The organism is candidate division WOR-3 bacterium, assembly GCA_039803925.1.
In the GTDB taxonomy this organism is placed as follows: domain Bacteria; phylum Hydrothermota; class Hydrothermia; order Hydrothermales; family JAJRUZ01; genus JBCNVI01.
In genome coordinates this window covers 25,792-47,907 of sequence record JBDRZL010000010.1, presented here as the reverse complement: position 1 = coordinate 47,907, position 22,116 = coordinate 25,792, and the positions used below count along the sequence as shown (strand labels likewise).

At 32.2% G+C, this 22,116-nt stretch carries 9 protein-coding genes; 4 read left to right on the top strand and 5 right to left on the bottom strand.

Translation table 11 applies throughout. The annotated features are described in order from the left end of the window. The first annotated feature begins 42 nt into the window (after positions 1–42). From rpoB to recG, 4 genes are read left to right on the top strand one after another with little or no spacing between them, the layout of a single operon-like run. The gene (gene rpoB, locus ABIN17_05475; GenBank protein MEO0284509.1) at positions 43–3,780 is read left to right on the top strand and encodes a DNA-directed RNA polymerase subunit beta; all 3,738 of its coding nucleotides are present in this window, start codon (positions 43–45) and stop codon (positions 3,778–3,780) included. Positions 3,781–3,800: 20 nt separating this feature from the next. Continuing rightward, positions 3,801–7,838, top strand: a complete 4,038-nt coding sequence (rpoC, locus tag ABIN17_05470) for a DNA-directed RNA polymerase subunit beta' (GenBank protein ID MEO0284508.1) — start codon at positions 3,801–3,803, stop codon at positions 7,836–7,838. Between the two features lie 2 nt (positions 7,839–7,840). Continuing rightward, positions 7,841–10,312: a leucine--tRNA ligase gene (leuS, locus tag ABIN17_05465; protein MEO0284507.1), complete on the top strand. Its 2,472-nt coding sequence runs from the start codon at positions 7,841–7,843 to the stop codon at positions 10,310–10,312. Then, the gene (gene recG, locus ABIN17_05460; GenBank protein ID MEO0284506.1) at positions 10,309–12,384 is read left to right on the top strand and encodes an ATP-dependent DNA helicase RecG; all 2,076 of its coding nucleotides are present in this window, start codon (positions 10,309–10,311) and stop codon (positions 12,382–12,384) included. The genes leuS and recG overlap by 4 nt, the downstream gene beginning before the upstream one ends. 2 nt (positions 12,385–12,386) lie before the next feature. Here recG and ABIN17_05455 read toward each other — a convergent pair whose 3' ends face one another. From ABIN17_05455 to ABIN17_05435, 5 genes are read right to left on the bottom strand one after another with little or no spacing between them, the layout of a single operon-like run. Continuing rightward, on the bottom strand, positions 12,387–17,789 hold the full coding sequence (locus ABIN17_05455) for a hypothetical protein (protein ID MEO0284505.1): 5,403 nt from the start codon (positions 17,787–17,789) through the stop codon (positions 12,387–12,389). After that, entirely contained in the window at positions 17,786–18,283 is a 498-nt protein-coding gene (lspA, locus tag ABIN17_05450) for a signal peptidase II (protein ID MEO0284504.1), read from the bottom strand. The genes ABIN17_05455 and lspA overlap by 4 nt, the downstream gene beginning before the upstream one ends. Further along, positions 18,253–18,615, bottom strand: a complete 363-nt coding sequence (locus ABIN17_05445; GenBank protein MEO0284503.1) for a TraR/DksA family transcriptional regulator — start codon at positions 18,613–18,615, stop codon at positions 18,253–18,255. Before ABIN17_05445 ends, lspA begins: the two co-directional genes overlap by 31 nt. After that, entirely contained in the window at positions 18,612–21,386 is a 2,775-nt protein-coding gene (gene ileS / locus ABIN17_05440) for an isoleucine--tRNA ligase (GenBank protein ID MEO0284502.1), read from the bottom strand. The genes ABIN17_05445 and ileS overlap by 4 nt, the downstream gene beginning before the upstream one ends. Continuing rightward, positions 21,379–22,071, bottom strand: a complete 693-nt coding sequence (locus ABIN17_05435) for a tetratricopeptide repeat protein (protein MEO0284501.1) — start codon at positions 22,069–22,071, stop codon at positions 21,379–21,381. The genes ileS and ABIN17_05435 overlap by 8 nt, the downstream gene beginning before the upstream one ends. Between the last annotated feature and the right edge of the window lie 45 nt (positions 22,072–22,116).

Here is a 22,116-nt window from a genome sequence, read left to right as displayed (position 1 = left end):
AGCCGGTCCAATACCGGCAGAAAACTTTTTATAAATTTTAAAATGTTAAGAGAAAGAATTGGAACAAAAAAAGAAATTTTACCCATACCGGATCTATTAAAAATTCAAATAAGTTCTTTTAAGGAGTTTCTTCAGGAAGATGTTGAGCCAGAAAAAAGAAAAGATGTTGGTTTAGAAAGTCTTTTTAGGGAATTTTTCCCGGTTGAAGATCCAGGTAAAAAATTTGTTCTTGAATATGTAGGATACAGGGTAGAAAAGCCAAGGTTTACTCCTGAAGAGTGTATTGAAAAAAATTTAACATACAGTGCACCTATTTATGTTAAATTTCTTTTAAGAGAACTTGATATAGAAACAGGTAAAACAAAAAAAGTAAGGGAAGAGGAAGTTTTCTTTCTTGATTTGCCTCTAATGACTCAAAGAGGAACTTTTATTGTAAACGGTATTGAAAGAGTTATAGTTAACCAATTGCACAGATCCCCTGGAGTTTATTTTGATATAGATCAGGAAGAGGGAAAATATAAATATATTGCTCTTTTTGTTCCCTATAGAGGCCCATGGATTGAATTCTCAATAGATTCTCAGAAAGTATTTGGAGTTACTATTCTTAAAAGAAGAAGATTTCCAGTTACAAGGATTATAAGAGCAATGGGGTATGATACCAATTCAGATATTTTAAAACTGTTCTTTGGCGAACCAGAATTAAAGCCTATAAAATCAATTGAACCAGAACTTTATATACTTGCCGAGGAGATAACAGGCCCAGAGGGTGAGCTCCTTTATGATACCTTGGATTTAATTACAGAAAAAGTTATAGCAGGTCTTGAGGCATTGGGTATTCAAAATGTAAAGGTTTATAATGTAGGAACCCCTGGTCTTGATGTTATTGTGACTACAATAAGCCATGATAGGGCTAAAACAAGATATGATGCCCTTAATGCTATATACAGGTTGCTAAAATATATTGCGCCACCAAGCTTAGAAGAAGCAGAAGAATTTTTTAATGAGACATTCTTTTCAAAAGTTAGAATGGAGCTTGGAGCTGTTGGAAGATATAAACTTAATGCAAGACTTGGACTGAACATTGATGAGAATGTTCACGAATTAACTAAAGAAGATTTAATAGCTCTTTTCAAAAAACTTCTTGATTTATATAATGGAAATGAAAAGCCTGATGACATAGATCACCTTGAAAATAGGAGAGTAAGAAGGGTTGGTGAGCTTCTTACAAATCATCTAAGGATGGCTTTTATGAAACTTCAGAGGAACATAAAGGAAAAAATGCTTTCAGAGAGAGATCAGATTATGACTCCAAGACAGCTCATCAATCCAAAGATTATTGCAAATCTTTTAAAGTCCTTTTTTACAGTTAACAGGTTATCCCAGTTTCTTGACCAGACAAACCCTCTGGCTGAATTAACTCACAAAAGAAGACTTTCAGCTTTAGGTCCAGGAGGTTTAACAAGGGAAACAGCAGGTTTTGAGGTTAGAGATGTTCATCCAAGCCATTATGGAAGGCTCTGTCCAATTGAAACTCCTGAAGGTCAGAATATAGGTCTTATTACTTCTTTAACAACCTATGCTGAAGTTGATGAGTTCGGTTTCATAAAAACCCCTTTAAGAAAAGTGGTTAATGGAAAAGTAAGAGACGAAATTGTTTTTATGACACCTGTTGAAGAAAAGAATTATAAAATAGCACCTGCGGATATAGAAATTAACGAAAAAGGTGAAATTGTTCAGGATTTTGTTCCTGTAAGATTTGGAGGAGGTTATCCTACTGTTAGAAAAGAAGAAGTAGATTTTATTGATGTTTCACCAAGACAGCTTGTTTCTCCTTCGGCTTCTCTAATTCCTTTCTTGGAACATGACGATGCTAATAGAGCTCTTATGGGTTCAAACATGCAAAGACAGGCTGTTCCACTTATTGAACCTGAAGCCCCATTAGTAGGAACAGGTATGGAAAGAAAGATAGCATATGATACGGGAATGGTGCTTCTTGCAAAAAGGGATGGTATTGTTCTTGAGGCTGATGCTAAAAAAATTGTTATAAAACCGGATAAGCCTTCAAAAACAGATCCCTTTGAGGAAGAGGATCTTGACATATATTATTTGACAAACTTTAAAAAAACAAATCAGGAAACAATTTTACATCATAGAGTAAGGGTTAAGCCTGGAGATAGAGTTAAAAAAGGAGATCTTCTTGCAGATAACGCAGCTACGGATATGGGAGAGTTATCTCTTGGAAGAAACTTACTTGTTGCTTTTATTCCCTGGTATGGTTATAATTTTGAGGATGCTATTGTGGTTTCTGAAAGGCTTGTTAAAGAAGATGTATTTACCTCAATACATATAAAGGAGCTTGAAACAGCTGTTAGAGAGACAAAATTGGGACCAGAAGAAATAACGAGAGATATTCCAAATATAAGTGAGGAAGCTTTAAAGAATCTTGATGAATATGGAATTATCAGAATTGGAGCAGAGGTTGGACCAGATGATATTGTTGTAGGAAAGGTTTCACCAAAGGGAGAAAAGGAATATTCTCCTGAAGATAAATTAATTCAAGCAATTTTTGAACATAAGGCAAGAGAAGTTAAAGATTCATCTTTAAGAGTACCTCCTGGAGTTCAGGGTGTTGTGGTTGATGTAGTAATTTTAACAAGAAATTTTGATCATCCTCTTGCTAAAAAGATAATAAGAGAAAGAAGGCAAAAGCTAGAAGAGGAATTTTTGAGAAAAAGGGAAAAGGTAATATATTCACTTAGAGATATGCTCTCTAAAATTTTGCTTGGTAAGAGAACAGAAATTTCCCTTAGAAATAAAAGAGGTAAAATTCTTTTAAGAAAGGGTAGCACATTTAATGAGGATTTCTTTAGAGGAACTAAATACCTCGATGTAGTTTTTGAAGAAGGATTTTTAGGGGGTAAAAAGGAAGAGAAAGAAGTTATAGAACTTACAAAAAAAGCAAATGAAAAACTTGAAGAAATACAAAAAACATATGAATCAAGAAAGCAACTTGTTGAAATTGGTGATGAACTTCCTTATGGTGTTAACATGCTGATTAAAATCTATGTTGCCCACAAAAGAGAATTGAAAGTAGGTGATAAACTTGCAGGAAGACACGGAAATAAAGGAGTTGTTGCTAAGATTGCTCCTGTTGAAGATATGCCCTTCCTTGAGGATGGGTCGCCTATTGACATTGTGTTAAACCCGCTTGGTGTTCCTTCAAGAATGAATATTGGACAGGTTCTTGAAACAATACTTGGTTGGGCAGCGAAGAAAAAGGGAGTGTATTATGCCTGTCCAGTTTTTGAAGGTATGACCATTGATGAAATAGAAAAAGAATTAAGGGAAGCTGGTTTGCCACCTAATGGAAGAGTAAAAATCAGAGATGGGAGAACCGGTGAATTTCTTGCCCAAGAGGTTACTGTTGGTTACATTTATATGATGAAGCTTGTTCATATGGTTGAAGATAAGATTCACGCAAGAGCTGTAGGACCTTACTCAATGATAACACAGCAACCCTTAGGTGGAAAGGCAAGATTTGGAGGACAGAGATTTGGAGAAATGGAAGTTTGGGCACTTGAAGCATATGGAGCAGCCTATACACTTCAAGAAATTTTAACAGTTAAGTCCGATGATGTTAAAGGGAGAAATAGATTGTATCAAGCAGTTATAAGAGGAGAAGAGGCACCTGAGCCCTCTTTACCTGTTTCTTTTGATGTATTGTTGAATGAATTAAGAGGGCTCTGTTTAGATGTAGAAATTGAAAAAGAAAAAATTTAGTAAAAAAGGAGGTTAAAGGAATGAAACATTTAGTAGCAGGATTACAACCTGAGGTTTTGAAAGCAATAAGGATTAAACTTGCGTCACCAGAGGCAATAAGAAGCTGGTCTTATGGTGAAGTAAAAACAGCAGAGACCATAAATTATAGAACTCAAAGACCTGAAAAAGGCGGACTCTTTTGTGAAGTAATTTTTGGTCCTGTCAAAGATTATGAATGCGCCTGTGGAGCATTTAAAGGAAAAAGATTCGCAGGAACTGTTTGTGATAAATGTGGGGTAGAAGTTACCTCTTCCTCTGTAAGAAGAGAAAGGATGGGGCATATTGAACTTGCTGTTCCAGTTGCTCATATATGGTTTTATAAAATTCCACCTTCCACCATAGCTCTTTTACTTGATATAACTTCAAACGATCTTGAAAGTATTCTTTATTATGATAAGTATATTGTTATTGATCCAGGTGATACTCCTTTACAGAAAAAACAAATTTTAACGGACAAAGAGTATGAGGAATTAATTTCTGAATATAAGGATGGTTTCTTAGCTGAGATGGGTGCTCCTGCAATAAAGAAACTTCTTAAAGAACTTGACCTTGAAGAACTTTCTGCAGAGCTCAGGGTTAAATTAAGAACTGAAAAAACAACACAAATGAGAGGGAAAGTTTTAAAAAGATTGCAGATTGTAGATGCTTTTATAAATTCAGGAAATAAACCAGAATGGATGATTCTTGAGGTATTACCTGTAATACCACCTGATTTGAGACCCCTTTTCCCTCTTGAAGGTGGAAGATATGCAACAAGTGATTTAAATGACCTTTATAGAAGAGTTATAAATAGAAACAACAGGATAAAAAATATAACAAAAATGGGTGCTCCTGAAATAATTCTAAGGAATGAGAAGAGATTACTTCAGGAATCTGTTGATGCATTACTTGATAATTCAAGAAGGTCAAGACCTGTAATGGGTAAGCAAGGAAAACCCTATAAATCTCTCTCCGATATGTTAAGAGGTAAAAAGGGTAGATTTAGAAGAAATCTATTAGGTAAGAGAGTTGATTATTCAGGTAGATCTACTATTGTTGTTGGTCCAGATTTGAAATTGAATGAAGTAGGAATTCCCAAAGAAATGGCTCTTGAACTCTTCAGACCTTTTGTAGAGAGAAGATTGGAAAAGAAAGGAATTGCTGAGTCATTAAGAAGTGCAAGAAAACTTGTTAGAGAAAGACCTGTGGAGATATGGGAGATTCTGGAAGATATTGTTAAAGATCACCCAGTTTTATTAAATAGGGCCCCCACTCTACATAGAGTCTCAATAGAGGCTTTTTATCCTAAATTAATAGAAGGGAAGGCTATACAGCTACATCCTCTTGTGTGTGTTCCATTTAATGCTGACTTTGATGGTGACCAGATGGCTGTTCATGTTCCTATATCACCAGAAGCAAGACTTGAATCACATTTTCTTATGCTACCAAGACATAATATTCTTTCACCTGCTCATGGTTCTCCCTTAATGGCTCCAACTCAGGACATAGTAATAGGATTACATTATATTACTAAAATAAGAAAAGGAGCAAAAGGAGAAGGAATGAGGTTTTCTACCTTTAATGAGGCAATTATTGCTTATGAACTTGGAAAAGTGGACCTTCACGCAGAAATTGAAGTTGACGAAGTTCCTTTAAAAAATAAAAAGACAACAGTAGGCAGAATAATATTTAACAGAACTCTTCCAGAAGGTTTTGAATACATTAATGAGGAGATGACAAAAAAGAAATTGCAGGAATTAATTAAAGAAATTTATATGGAAAAGGGTTCCCTTATTTGTGAGGAAGTTCTGGATAAACTGAAGGATCTTGGGTTTTACTGGGCTACAAAAGCAGGAATCACTTTTGGTATGGACGAAATGATTGTTCCTCCTGATAAAAAGAAAATTCTTAAAGAAACCGAAAGACAGCTTGAAAAAATAGAAAATGACTTTTTAAAGGGTAGAATATCAGCAGGAGAAAGATACAATGCTATTCTTGATTTATGGACAGAGGTAACTGAAATATTAACTGAAAAGATGGTTGAACTTATGAAAAATGATAGAGATGGGTTTAATTCTATATACATGATGATGAATTCAGGTGCGAGAGGATCCTTAGACCAGGTGAAACAGCTTGCAGCAATGAGGGGTCTTATGGCAAGACCTAAAAGGATAATTGGTTTAACAGGAGAATTTATAGAAACACCAATTAAATCAAATTTGAAAGAGGGAATGACTGTTCTTGAATATTTCATTTCTACACACGGTGCAAGAAAAGGTCTTGCTGATACGGCTCTTAAAACTGCTGATGCAGGTTATCTTACAAGAAGACTTGTTGATGTAGCTCAGTCAGTGGTTATAGTTGAAGAAGATTGTGGAACTATTCAAGGAAGAGAAGTAAGTGCTCTAAAGGAAGGTGAAACAATCATTGAAACTCTTTCAGAAAGAATAGAAGGACATTTTTCAGCAGAAAATGTTAGAAACCCATTCACAGGTGAAATTATTCTAAAAGTAGGCGAATTAATCAAAGAGGAAAAGGCTAAAGAAATAGAGGATCTCGGAATAGAAAAAGTAAAAGTTCGCCATGTTTTGACATGTGAATCAAAGGGTGGAATTTGTGTAAAATGTTACGGTAAGCATCTTGGCACAGGAAGAGTTGTAGAAATAGGTGAACCTGTGGGTGTTCTTGCTGCACAGAGTATAGGAGAACCTGGTACTCAGCTTACATTGAGAACCTTCCATATAGGTGGAGCTGCAACAAGAGTTCTTGAAAAATCAACACATGAAGCACCTTTCCCAGGAAAAGTTCTCTTTATTAACTTAAATATTTCAGAAAATAGCGAAGGTAAAATAGTTTCTATTTCTAAAAAGGGAATGATTGTTGTAACACACAAAGATAATCCTGAAGTTAAAAGATACTTTGCTGTTCCTCAAGGAGCCGAATTGAAAGTAAAAGATAAATCTGAGGTTGAAAAGGGTGATATTTTGTGTGAATGGGAACCCTATACAATACCTATTCTTGCCACAAAATCCGGGGTCGTGAAATTTGTAGATCTTGAGGAAGGTGTTACATACACTGAAACTGCTGAGGAGGGTAAAGTTGAAATAACAGTTATTGAAGATAGATCTAAAAAACTACACCCAAGAATAGAAATATTAAAAGACAAAAAAGTAGTTGAAGAAATTGCGCTTCCAAAAGAAGCAAGAATAACTGTTAGAGAAGGTCAAGAAGTAAAAGCTGGTGATATAGTAGCTAAATTGCCAAGGGAAGCAGGAAAAACAAGAGATATTACAGGTGGACTTCCCAGAGTAAATGATCTTTTTGAAGCTAAAGTTCCAAAAGATAAGGCAATTCTCGCTGAAATTAGTGGTATTGTGAGAGTTGGAAAGCCAGAAAAGGGTTATAGAGAAGTTAAAATAATTTCTGAGTCAGGACTTGAAATGTCATATAAAATTCCATATAGCAAGTATCTTCTTGTTGATGATGGAGAAAAAATTAATGCAGGTGAACCACTTACTCTTGGACCTATTGATCCCCATGATATTTTGAGAATTAAAGGTAGGATTGAAGTTCAGGAATTCCTTTTAGACCAGATACAGGAGATTTACAGGCTCTCAGGTGTTAGAATCCATGATAAACACATAGGTATAATTGTAAGACAGATGATGAGAAATGTGAAGGTAGAGGATCCTGGAGATACACATTTTGTTAGAGGACAATTTGTTAATATTGAGCAATTAGAGGAGGAAAATAAAAGAACAAGGGAAAGAGGAGGAAGGCCAGCTGTCTATTCTCCTGTTCTTCTTGGGATATCAAAAGCAGCTCTTTCTACAGATAGTTTCATTTCTGCTGCATCTTTCCAGGAAACAACAAGAGTTCTTGCTCAAGCTGCTCTTTATGGAAAAAGAGATGAATTAAAAGGTTTAAAAGAGAATGTGATTGTAGGTTCCCTTGTTCCTTGTGGCACAGGTTTAAGAGAATTTCAGCAAATTAAAGTTTTGCCTAAAATTGAGGAGGAAGAACAGTATCTTGCAGCATAACTATGGAGAAATTCAATTTTTATGAAATAGAAAAAAAATGGCAAAAATTCTGGGAAGAAAATAATTTATTTTCTGCACCGAAGATTCCAAATAATAAAATGTATATTCTTGGTATGTTCCCCTATCCTTCTGGGGATCTCCATATGGGTCATGCAAGAAATTATACAATAACAGATGTTCTTACAAGATATTTCAGAATGAAGGGAAAAGATGTTCTCCACCCTTTTGGATGGGATGCTTTTGGGTTGCCTGCTGAAAATGCTGCAATTAAAAGGGGTATACATCCAAGGGAATGGACTTTTAAAAATATTGAAGACTCAAGAGAGGATATTAAAAAAATGGGAATATCCTATGACTGGTCAAGGGAAATCTTTACCTGTAAACCAGATTATTATAAATGGACCCAATGGCTTTTTCTTTTACTTTATAAAAAGGGGTTAGCCTATAGAAAAAAAGCTTATGTCAATTTTTGCCCGTCATGTCAGACAGTTTTGGCCAATGAACAGGTTGTTGATAAAAAATGTGAAAGATGTGGAACTTTTGTTACTAAAAAAAATCTTCTTCAATGGTTTTTTAAAATAACAGAATACGCTGATAGACTTCTTGAAGATCTTAAATATCTTGAAGGAAAATGGCCTAAACAAGTTATTGAAATGCAAAGGAACTGGATCGGAAAAAGTGAAGGAACAAAAATTATCTTTAAATTAAAGAATAAAAATATTGATTTACCTGTTTTTACAACAAGAATTGATACTATATTCGGTGTCACCTTTCTTGCAATTGCTCCTGAACATGAATTGATGGAACAGATTATAGAAATTTCACCTAATAAAGATGAACTTATAAAGTACAGAGAAAAATCAATTTTAAAGTCAGATATAGAAAGAACAAAGGAACAAAAAACAAAAGAGGGTGTTTTTACAGGACTTTATGCTATTCATCCCTTAACACAGGAAGAACTTCCAATTTATACAGCAGATTATGTTCTGACCCATTACGGTACAGGAATAGTTATGGGTGTTCCAGCTCATGACCAGAGGGATTTTGAGTTTGCAAAAACTCACGGACTTAAAATTAAAATTGTGGTGCAGAAAGATGGCTATCCTAATAGTGTAGAGGATATGAATTCAGCAATGGAAGAATATGGAATTATGGTTAATTCCGGTGAGTTCTCTTCTTTAACTTCAGAAGAAGGTATCAAAAGATTAAATGAATATTTAAAAGAAAGAAATACGGGAGGATATGAAATTTCTTTTAAAATAAGAGACTGGTTAATTTCAAGACAGAGATACTGGGGTGCTCCAATACCAATTATTCACTGTGAAAAATGTGGAATTGTCCCTGTCCCTGAAAAGGATTTACCTGTTTTACTACCTGAAATTGTAGATTATATTCCTAAAGGTGTAAGTCCACTTGAATCTTCACAAGAATTCATAAATACAATTTGTCCGCAATGTAAGGAAAAGGCAAAAAGAGACCCAGATACAATGGATACTTTTGTTGATTCCTCCTGGTATTTTTTAAGATATATTGACCCCTCTAATAATGAAAAAATTTTTGATAAGGAACTTGTTAAAAAATGGATGCCTGTTGATTTTTATGTAGGTGGAGTAGAGCATGCTACAGGACACCTGATTTATTCAAGATTTATTCATAAGGTTCTTTATGATGAAGGTCTTGTTAATACACCGGAACCATTTTTAAGACTATTTACACAAGGAATGGTTTTAAAGAGAACAAAGGATGGTGGTCTTGAAATGATGAGTAAAAGGGCAGGTAATGCAGTATTAATAAGGGATTTTGTTAAAGAAAAAGGTGCAGATGTAGCAAGAGTCTATACTCTATTTGCTGGTCCTCCAGAGCAAGATTTTGAATGGACTGAAGAAGGAGTGAAGGGAGCAGAAAGATTCCTTTTAAGAGTTAAAAGAATTATAGATGAAAATAAAGAAGTATTTATAAAAGCAGAAGAGAATCCACCTTCAAATTATGATAATAAAGAAAAAAAATTACTTTATAAATGCTACAGTGTTATAAAGAAAGTGACTGAAGATATTGAGAATTTTAAATTCAATACAGCTCTTGCCTCTCTGATGGATTTTGTTAATTTTTTATATAATTTTGAAAATAAAAATTCTCCTTCTTTTGCCCATTCTTTATATGTTCTTTTAAAACTTCTTTATCCCTTTGCACCCCATCTTTGCGAAGAATTATGGTCTTATAGAGAAAAAGGGACTCTTATGAAAAAAAACTGGCCTAAAATATATGCTGAATTTTTAAAGGAAGAAAGGATTGTTATACCAGTTCAAATTAACGGAAAGGTTAGGGGTCAGATTGAAATAGAGCCCGATTTAGATGAAAAGGAAGTTATTGAAATTGCTAAGAATTCTCCAAATGTTAAAAAGTATATTGATAACAAAAAAATAAAGAAAGTTCATTATGTAAAGGGTAAAATTATAAGTTTTGTTATTGAGTGAAAAGTGGAATTAAAAATCTTGAGATTCCAGTAGATAAAATTAAAGGTGTAGGAACAAGGAGAAAGAAAGTTTTTTTAAAAGCAGGTATAAAAACTGTAAAAGATCTCTTATATTTTAAACCAAGAAAATATATTGATAGAAGGATAATCAAAAAAATAAAAGATCTAAAAGAGGATGAAGAAGTTGTAGTTATGGGAAAAATCTTTGCAAGGGGTGAAAGAAAGACAAAGGATAAAAAATTATTCATAGTTATAATAAAAGACGAAACAGGATTTATGGAACTTGTTTTTGTAAATACACCCTATATGAAGGATTATTTCCCTCTTGATAAAGAGATTATTGTTTCTGGTAAAGTGAAAAGGTTTGGTTCCATTTATCAAATTTTTCATCCTGAATTTGAAATACTTGATAGAGAAAATAAGGACTTGATTCATGCAGGTAAAATAGTTCCCATATATAGTAGCCTTGGTAAAGAAATCAAGCCACAAACTTTAAGAAAAATCATTTATGAAACTCTTACACAATTTTTAAATTTAATTCCTGAGACAATTCCAGAAGATATGAGAAAGAAATTTGGGCTTTTAAGTAAAAAAGAATCAATTAAAAATCTTCATTTTCCTTCATCTTATGAATTAATTGAAAAGAGCATTTATACTTTAAAATTTGAGGAGTTTTTTTACTTCTTTTTGAAACTCTTTATATATAAGAGAAGAAAAACAAAAGCACCACCCTTTATTTTACCTCCTACTTTAACAAGAAAATTTCTTGATGATTTACCTTTTGAATTAACGGAATCCCAGAAAAAGGCAATAAAAGAAATTGAAATTGATTTATCAAAACCCTATTCAATGCGTAAACTTCTTCAGGGGGATGTGGGTTCAGGTAAAACAGTTATTGCTATTTATGCTGCCCTGAGAGCAATAGAAAATGGATACCAGGTTGCTTTTATGGCTCCAACAGAAATTCTTGCTTTTCAACATTACGAAACTATTTTAAATTTTTTAAAAGAATTGAATGTTTCTTGTGATATTCTAACAGGAAGTAGAACCTTAAAAGAGAAAAGGGAAATATACGAAAGGGTTAGAAATGGAATAACACAGATTTTAATCGGAACCCATGCTCTCCTTGAAGAAAAACTCCAATTTAAAAATCTTGGACTTGTTATAATTGATGAGCAACATAAGTTCGGAGTTTCTCAGAGAGCAAGGTTACTTTCAAAGGGAGAAAGCCCTCATTTTCTTGTTATGACAGCAACTCCAATACCCCGTACTCTTGCTCTGACTTATTACGGTGACCTTGATGTTTTAACTTTAAAAGAGATGCCACCAGGAAGAGGAACTGTTGAAACAAAGGTTATTTACATAGAAAATAGAGAAGAATTTTACAGGAGATTTTTTGAAGCATTAAATAAAGAAAAGGCAAAAGCATATATTATTGCTCCCTTAATAGAAGAATCAGAGAAACTTGATACAAAATCCTGTATTGAGTTATATGAGGAATTAAAAAATAAATGGGCTAAAGATATTTCAATAAGTTATATTCATGGAAGAATGAGAAAGGAAGAAAAGGATGAGATAATGTTAAAATTTAAAAGAGGAGATATAAAAGTTCTTGTTTCTACCACAGTTCTTGAAGTTGGAATAGATGTCCCAGATGTTAAATATATGGTAATTGAAGGAGCTGAAAGGCTTGGACTTTCTACCCTGCATCAGTTAAGAGGAAGAGTTGCAAGAAAATTAGAAAAGGGTTTTTGTTTTATTTTCTGTTCTAAAGATATGCCACCTGAGACTTTAAAGAGAATTTCTGCTTTTAGAAATGTTCATGATGGATTTAAACTTTCAGAACTTGACTTAAAATTAAGGGGTCCTGGAAATATACTTGGATATGCTCAATCTGGTTTCTTTTCCTTTAAATTTGGTGATTTGGTTGAGGATAAGGAGCTTTTAATAAGAGTAAGAGAAACTGTGAAAAATTTATTAACTGTTGATCCTTTTTTAGAAAAAAAAGAAAATGTTATTTTAAGAGAAAATTTATCTCTTGATGAAAGATTGTGGCTTACTGAAATAGCTTAAATTTAAAAGTTAATTCTAACTCCAAAATTTATTTCATACCTTTTGTTTGTTATTCCCTGAATGTTATCTTTATTTGAATTATAAAGAATACCGAAGCTTCCTGTTATATCATCAGTAAACCTGAAATTTAAAGCTCCATTAAGATTTGTGCTTGTGTTGTTTTGCTGTTCAATTCCCCTAATTTGAGTTCTGTTATTCTGGTTTGTAAAGGAAATATTTGCGTTTACTTCTGATTTTACTTTTAAAAATCCGAATAATTTTTGGGAAATTGACCTTGAAATTGAAAAATCAAGATTGATATTAATTCCCTTTGAAAAAGTTTTAGATTCTGTTATAAAACCAGCTGAATTTGATAAATTTATTATTTCGTTTTTATTATAATTCAAAGTAAATCCTACACCATTCCTTGTCCTTCCTTGAATTGAAAATAAAGGTGTATAATTTTTAGACTTTCTCTCATTTGTGACATTAGTCCCTTCATCTTTTGATACATCAAGATTGTATGATGTTTTAAAAGATAAACTTGAAAGCATAGGGTCTAAAAATTTTATTCTCTTGTTTAACATATCAATTTGAACTGTGATATTAGGGAAATTTTGCCCTTTTGTAATTGTTTTGGTTCTCTGGTAGGGAAGGTAGCTCAAATTATTTCTTAATCCATAAGAAAGATTTACACTTATATCCTGAATTCTTGTTCCTGTATTTAAATTTAAATTTCTTGAATCATTTATGTTATTATTTATATTTTCAACATAATCAACACGAGGATTCATTGTTTTCCCTATTTCATACAGAAAACTCGGACTTTTTCTTAATTCATAATATCTTGAATTTAAGTTTCTTGAATAATTCACATTAACTGGTTGGAAAATACTTCTCAATTTATTTATATCTTTTAATGCTTCTTTATTACCTAAACTTACAATGAAGTATATAATTTCAAAAGTATTAACATTACCCTGAATTGTATAATTTGATGTATTGTTTACAGTTCTTAAAGGATTTATACTATCCTTTTGATTTATAGGGTCATGTTCGTCATTAAAGGTTGGGTTGTAAGAGAAACTTAAATTTCCTATGAATTTTTTTAAATTTAAAGGAAGTGTGGGATTGTATTTAAAGTAATAAAAAGAAGACCTTTTTATGTCTTTACCATAAAATTTATTTGTTAATTTTTTTAAACCTATATCATAGTCAATTTTTCCTCCAAAATCGATATTTATTGAGTTTAGAGGCGATATTCCTGAGAAACTATAATCCAAGTTTCCTCCTTCCCTTTTATAAATATTTGTTTGAACCCATAAAGAATCCCTGGGATCAAAAGATAATCCCTTATTTTTAACTTTAGAGTGGGTTATAACCATATTAATATTCTGTGGAAAAGGTTTTATTTTTTGATTAAGAAAACTTAAACCAGTGAAAGGTAAATTAAGTTTATAGCTAAGGGATTGTTGAAAGTTTCTGTTATAATTTAAATTAGCAGGTGATAAATTATTATTATACTGGTAAGATAAATTGTAATTCATTGGATTAACTGTATATTTCATTATTCTTTCTAAAATATTTTTACTTGTTTCCTGAGATGTAATTTTTCTTGAAAGAGAAAAATTAAACCCATTATTGAAAGAGGTATTTTTTTCTCTTTCTGCGAGATTTTCATTTAGCCTCACATCACTTCCAGTTTTGAAGATAGGCAACTTCTTTGAATTTTTTATAGAATAATTAACTGGTAAATTTAAAAAATTAATATTGAATAATTTGTCAAGGTTTAATTTTATACTTCCACCAATATCTTCATTTGAAAAAGTTTCTCTCTGTAAATTCATACCGGAAAAACCTGGAGAGCTCCTTGCATAGTTTAAATTCATATTACCAATTTCTCCCATATCCATTATTGCTGTATTTTCAAGAGAATAGGCTCCTTTTCTATCAGGGGAACTAAGTAAGAGTTCATTAAACCATATTTCACCTGAAATTACTTTATCACTTTCATTTTTAACACCTATAATGAACCTGTCTATTCTTTTAAAGTTTGGATGTCCCTTTACATAATATCCAGGAAAAGCAGGGTCTGAGAATAATTTATTTATGTTTTCTTTTCCTCTTTTAAGTTTAAGGTTTGTAAATTTTTCAATATCAATTTCATATCTTTCCCAAAAGGAGGGAACATTTTCTACTTTATATTCATAGTAATTGTTTGTATCTACTGTTACAAATTTTATAAAGAAATGGGGTTTATTTCTTAGTGTATCTGGATAAGATTTTAAATAAAAACTTATTTTTTTATACTGCCAGTAATCCTGTGGTGAAAATAATTTTTTTGATGCTGTTCCATAATCACCTTGACCGAAATTTTCAAATCTCAAAACAAGTGTTCTTTCTTCTGATTCACCCTCCTGGGTTTTTTCTATAACTGCATCAGGAGGAGGTTTATATACATTTGCATCTTCCTGATTGCTGTAGGTTAAGACTGTGAGTTTTTTATCAGGGTCACTTACAGGTTTTCCATTATTAAAAACTCCTTGGGAAATATACTTATTACCCGTTATGCTAATTTTTGCTATATATACTGTATCAGTCTTTGAAAATCCTGTGAAAAATATTCTAATTTTTTTAATTCTTATGATTTCAGGGTTCCCATATTTCTTTGCGAATTTATCAAGGGGGATTTTGTAAAACTTAAAACCATTGTATATCTGATAATAATCCCTTGTTAAATCTATTATATAGGTAAAGCAATCATCTCTATCAGGATTAAAACCGTCTCCATCAATATCTTCTGTATCAAGTTTTCCATTTCCTTCTGTTCTATTTATTTTATTAATATCTCCATATTCGTAATTATCATTACCAGCATCACCTGGTGCTCCATCGGGCACCATATCAAGCCCGACATCCTCTCTAGCCTGTAATTTTGAGTCTTTCCATCCACCATTTGCTCCATCCTCTGAATTTAATATCCCTATTCCTAACAGATTTCCCTTTGAATCTCTGAAACAGGCATCTTCTGCGATTTCAGAACCTATATCTATTCCTATTATACCGCTTTTACCTTTTACAATAACTTCCAGATAACCGTAGGATGTTATATCAATACCATCTTTTGAAATGAGTTGATTTAAGGAGGCAAATCCAACATCTCCTTTATTGCCAGGTTTTAAAATTACTTCAAGCACACTTAAAGTTCTGTTACCCTGTTGTCCTGGAATGTATGGGTAAATATCTTTATATAAAAATTTATTTGTCTCAAACCATATTAAATTATTTTCAAAATAGTCTTCAAAAGTTCTTATGTAACCATTTGTTGAATCCTTTAAATATGAAGGTAATGAACCGTAAATCCAGTTAAAATGGTTTAAATCAGCAAAAATTTCAAGGGTAGCTGATTCCATATCATCAAGATATGCATAATTTCTTGTATTAGGATCAGGGAAAGACTGGTTAAATCTTGATAAAATTTTTAATTTGGGTTCCCTTAATTCCTTTAACCAGGGTAAAAAAGAAAAGAAATTAAAAGGCAACTCTTTTTCAAGATTTAAATTTGAATTAAAAAGAAAAACCCTTTTAGGTTCCTCTCCAAATCTTATTTTCTGTTCCGCAGTTGACTCGCCTCTGTAATCAACACCAAAAGTAAGAGTAGAATTCTCTGATATATTATAATTACCCTTTAAATTCATAAAGGTTCTTTTTTTAGTTTGAAACAGAGCTCTTTCATTGAATTTAATCTTCAATTCACGGGAAAGGTCATTTAAGTAATCCTTATTCAAAATCTGCATAATACCTGAATCATAATCAATTATATAATCTTTCCCAGATTCCCATCTTTCACTTCCAAAATAGATTTCCTCAGAATTTTTTACAATTCCTGTCATTCCAAGATTTATTGTTGTTGGTCTTCTCCTTGTAACAGTGATGATTTTATAAATATGATCTCTCTGGGAAATCTCTGTTTCTGAAAAGGTTCTGTAAATTATTGTATCCTTTACACTCAGAGAATCATAGGCAAAAGGTTCAGGCTTTGGAATAAATAAATAACCATTAACATATGGAATAAAATTCGTTACCCCTCCATAATTTATATATCTATCTAAAACTCCGTCTGAATTTTTATCAAGACCTAAAATGTGTAGAAAAGTCTTACCATTTTCTTGTTCAATATTGTATGGAGAATCATATCTTACAATCTTTAATGAGGCAGAGTCAATCTGACCAACATAATAAATATTTTTTAACATGAATTTCCATGTAGGGTCTTTATAGTTATTTAATCCATATTCCCTTAAAAGAAGGAATTTGTTTGAAGTATCAAGGGGATTGGATTTATTTAACTTTCCTATCCATCCTGAGTTTTTAGTTTTGTATGCAACAGCAAGTATAAAGTCAGTAGATGTTGGGATTTTAATTTCAATTATGTTACTGAAAAATATGTTTGAATATGCTGAATCTCTTTTAAGAATTTGAAAGGTGTAAATTTTATTACTGAAAGAATCAGGATTTTCATAAAGAAAAGTTTTACCCTTAAAGGGGTTTCTTATTAAAGTGTCATTTGATTCAATATTATCATTATAAAAAACAAAAATTGAATCTATTATTATTTGGTCTCCAGGTGAAAGAGGTATTAAAAAGAATTTATTTTTTTCATAATCCTTATCTTCAATTTTTACTGTATCTTCAACAACTCCACCTTTTGAAAGGACGATTTCTTTTTTGTTACCCATTTCTCTTGATGCTGTTGCTTCAAAATCAAAAGAACCAAACTGGAATTTTCCTGCAAGCCCAAAAAGACCACCAGTAGCACCTCTCCCTCCTATTTGATTACCACCTTCAAGGTATTTTATTACTTCATCTTCATCTCCTTCATATCTTATTTTGATTGTTTGTAAATCTTGAGTTTCCCTTTGAGAATCATGGTCAAGTAAAAGGTGTATTTTACCCCCTATTATTCCTTCTGCATTAACCTTTAGCTGTTGTTCAAGCTTTATACCAGGACTTGATGCACCCTGAGAAGTTCTTCGTGACTCTGATGAAAATTCATCCCTCTGCAATCCCATTGATAAATTTTGAAATCCACCTATTTTTACCTTTGTTTCATCTGTTAATCCAAAAGGGAGCTCAACAGGAATTGGAATTGTTATATCTGGTATGAGTCCTGTTCCCCTGAAAGCTGCTTTTTCTTCTATTTTTTTATTTAATTCTTGTCTTGTTATCTCTTCAATTTTTTTATCCAGGTTTTTCTCTATTTCCTTTTTTTCTATTCTAACGAGATGATCTTTTCTATAGGAAAATATTAATTCAAAATTATCAAAATTCTTTGAACTATCTGTTTCATAATTTTTATTAAGGTTTTTAAGCAAAAGAGAATCAAGGTATGTAGATTTAGCTAAAATAAATAGTAAAATTATCATTTTTCCTTTCTTATAATTGAAAAAAAGATTATTCCAGCAATTCCTATGGATATAAAAGTATCAGCAATGTTAAAAATTGGCCAATGAAGATTCTCTGAAATACCAACTTCTATGAAATCAACAACTGCTTTCATTCTTAATCTATCAAAAAGGTTTCCAAAGGCTCCACCCAGTATAAACCCGTAAAATACATTATAAAGAAATTTTTTTTCTTTGGCAATGAAAATAAACAAAAGTAAAATGGCAAAAAGTGCTATAGGCTCATAAGGCAAAACCTTAGTAATTGGTAAACCCCAAACACCGTATGGGTTAAAAACAAGAGTAAATCTAAAATAAGGTCCAAGGATTTCAAAGGGAACCCCGTATTCAAGATTTTTTAAAGCCAGGTTTTTTGTTAATTGGTCTAGAATGAAAACTAAAATTCCAAGAGAAAGTCCGAATAGGATTCTTTTTAAAATATCCTTTATGCTTTTTCCTCTATTTCCCTCTGACATTTAATACAGTATCTTGCGTAGGGTATTGCTTTTAATCTGTATAAAGGAATAGGTTTTGAACATTTTAAACATATACCATAGGTTCCATCTTTTATTCTTGAAATTGCATCTTCTATAAGAGCAAGCTCTTCCCTTAATCTTGTAGCATTCATAAAGGCAAGTTCCTTTAATTCCTCATCAGTGGCAGTATCTGATATATGGTGATGAAATATCCTTTCACCACTTTCAGCCCAGCTCATTCCGCTTTTTTCAGCTTTTTCTAAAAATTTTATTATTTTTTCTCTTTTTTCTATTATTTTTTTCTTTAATTTTTCAATTTCCTTATCTTTCATATAAATAATCCTTTTTTTAAAAGAACTTCTTCACACCTTTTACATAATTTTTTCTCATTTTTCTTAACCTCTTCAAGATATCGCCAGCATCTATCACACTTTTCTCCCTTACTTCTTTTAACATAGATTTTGATATTTTCCTTTTCTGATGAAAGTTCAAAACTTTGTGGTTTCCCCTTTTTAATCTGTGAAACTATAAAAATTTCTGGTAAATATTCAAAATATTTTTCTATAATTTCGTCCTCCCCCTCAATGTAAACATCTGCTTCCAGGGAGGAGCCAATCTTTTTGTTAATTCTCATTTCCTCAAGTAATTTAAAGACGATATCTCTTAATTCAAGAATTTTTTCAAAATCCTTTACAAGGTTATCATCCTTATATTTCCTTTCCTTTGTTACTGTTTCAAGGAAGACGCTATCCTTTTCTTTATAAGGCATTTCTTGATATGCCTCTTCACAGGTAAAAGATAAAATAGGAGCTCCAAGAACAATTAGTGTCTTAAGTATATAGTAAAGGGCAGTTTGTGCACTTCTTCTCTCCTTTGAATCAAAGTAAAAGGTATAAAGGCGATCTTTTAATATATCAAGATAAAAAGAAGATAAATCAAGGGCACAAAATTTGTGATAAAGATGGAAGGCTCTGTGAAAAGAATACTCTTCATAAAAATCAATAATTTTTTCTTTAAATTCATCAGTTTTAATCATCATGTATTTATCAACAGGTAACATTTCTTCAAAATTAACTGAATTCTCCTTTGGATTAAAATCGTATAAATTACCGAGGAGGAACCTGTATGTGTTTCTTACTTTTCTGTAATTTTCAACCATGAGGTTCAAAATATTGTCAGAAATCCTCACATCCTGTGTATATTCAGAAAAAGCTGTCCATACTCTTAGAATTTCCGAACCGAACTTTTCTATAACCTCAAGGGGGGATATAACATTTCCAAGGGATTTATGCATTGCCCTCCCTTTTTCATCAAGTGTCCATCCATGGGTGATAACTGTTTTATAGGGTGCCTTTTCCTTTATAGCTACACTTATCATTAAAGAAGCATTGAACCATCCACGGTGCTGGTCTGGTCCCTCAATAAAAACATCACTTGGCCAAGAGAGATTTCTCTGTTTAAGAACAATTAAATTTGTGACTCCTGAATCTATCCAAACATCGAGAACATCCTTTTCCTTTTCAAGTTCCTTTGATTTACAGAAAGGACAGAGTGGAAGCTCTATTTCATTTTCTTCCCAGAAAATCTGTGATCCCTTTTTCTCAACAAGATTTGCAAGTTTTAAAACATAATCAGGATCAATGAAACTCTTAGAGCATTTTTTGCATTTAAAAGCAGGTATAGGAAGACCCCATGCTCTCTGTCTTGATATACACCAGTCAGGTCTTTCAAGAACTGCATTATAAATACTCTGCTTGCTTGCTGGTGGTATCCAGTTAACTTTATTAATTTCTTCCAGTGCTCTTTTTCTCAAATTTTTGTGGTCAACCCTTAAGAACCATTGTTCTGTGGCTCTGAAAATTAAAGGATTTTTACATCTCCAGCAGTGGGGATAGGAATGAATAATTTCTCCTTTCTTTAATAATTTATTATTTTTTTCAAGAATTTCTATTACTTTTTTTGATGCAGAATCTGTATCCATTCCCTCAAATCCTTCTGCTTCCTTTGTAAATTTTCCTGTATCATCAATTGGAGATAATATAGGTAAGTTATATTTGCTTCCTATTTCAAAATCTTCTTTTCCGTGACCAGGAGCAATATGAACTATTCCTGAACCTGTTTCTTTTTCTACAAATTCTGCAAGGATTCCAAGAGATTCTCTATTATAAAAGGGGTGTAAAAACTTTTTATATTCGAGTTCCTCCCCTTTAAATTCTTTTAAAACATTAAATTTTTCAAATTGAAGTTCTTCTTTTAACCTATCAAGGGTTTCAAGAGCAAAGAGGAATCTACCTTTTTCTGTTTCAATTACACCATAATGGAAATAGGGGTTAAAGGCAAGGGCAACATTTGAAATTATTGTCCAGGGAGTTGTTGTCCATACAAGAATATAAGTTTTTTCTGGAAACTCTTTAATGTTTAATGGTTCCATTAAAAAGTAAATCGATGGAGATGTTTTATTTTTATATTCAATTTCAGCCATAGCGAGGACAGTCTTACAATGAGCACAAAAGTGGAGTGGCATAAATCCTTTTTCTATATACCCTAACTTTGCAAGTTGAGCCAGTATTTTAAGCTCTTCAGCCTCATACTCAGGATGCATTGTAAAATAAGGATTCTCCCAGTCTCCCATACATAAAAGCCTTTTAAATTCCTCTTTCTGTATATTCATCCATTTCCTGGCAAAATTCTCGCATTTTTTCCTTAAGGTTTTTCTTACTTCTTCTTTTTTAAGCGCAAAAGGGTCTTTTGAAAGGATTTCTCTTATTTCCTTATCTTCTTTTATTACTTCATTTTCAATTGGCATCCCATGGTTATCCCATCCAGGAATATAGGGAGTTTTATATCCCATTATCATTTTACTTTTAACTATAAAATCTTTGAGGATTTTATTCATTGCTGTACCTATATGTATGTGACCATTGGAATACGGAGGTCCATCATGAAGGATGAATAAGGGTCTATCTTCTTCAAGAATACGGAAATATACCCTTTTTTCCTCCCAGAATTTAAGCATAAGAGGCTCTCTCTCTTTAAGAGAAGCCTTCATTGGAAATTTTGTATTTGGAAGATTGAGTGTTTCTTTTAGTTTTTCGCTATTCATTTTTGAGCATACTAATATAGGCTTTTGCCTTTGAATTTTCAGGGTTATTTTTTAAAACTTCCTGCAGAATTTCCCGCGCTTTATTTTTTTCTCCCTTTTTATAATAACATATCCCAAGTATTACCTTTGCTTCCTCATATTTAGGATTTAACAAAAGAATTTCTTCAAGGGAATATATAGCTTTTTCAATTTCATTCAATTGCATAAGAGTTCTTGCATGCTTTGTTCTTATATCAAGGAAATAAGGTGCTATTTCAATTGCCTTTTCATATTCCTCTTTTGCTCTTTCATACTCACCTATTTCATAAAAAGTATCCCCCAATTTCATATAAGTATTTGCAAGGTTATTTCTTAAACTTACGGGTATTCTTCCTCCTTCCTTTTCCAGTTTTACAGCCTTTTCGTAATGTTCCTTTGCTCTTATGTAATCCCCCTTATCATTAAGAGCTATTGATAAGTTAAGGTGTGCTTCAATATAGTTCGGATTTATTTCAATTGCCTTTTCAAACTGGGAAATTGCTTCATCTAGCATTGAAAGAGAATAGTATATAACTCCAAGAAAATGCTGAAAATCAGCATAGTTTTCTCTTTTTTGTGCAAGATCTTTCATAATTTTCAAAGACTCCCATAATTTTCCTTCATTATATAATTTTTTTGCCTCATTAAACAATTTTTCTTCTTTCATGTTTTATAATTTTATAGGAATTTACTCTCTACTTTCAAAATAAAT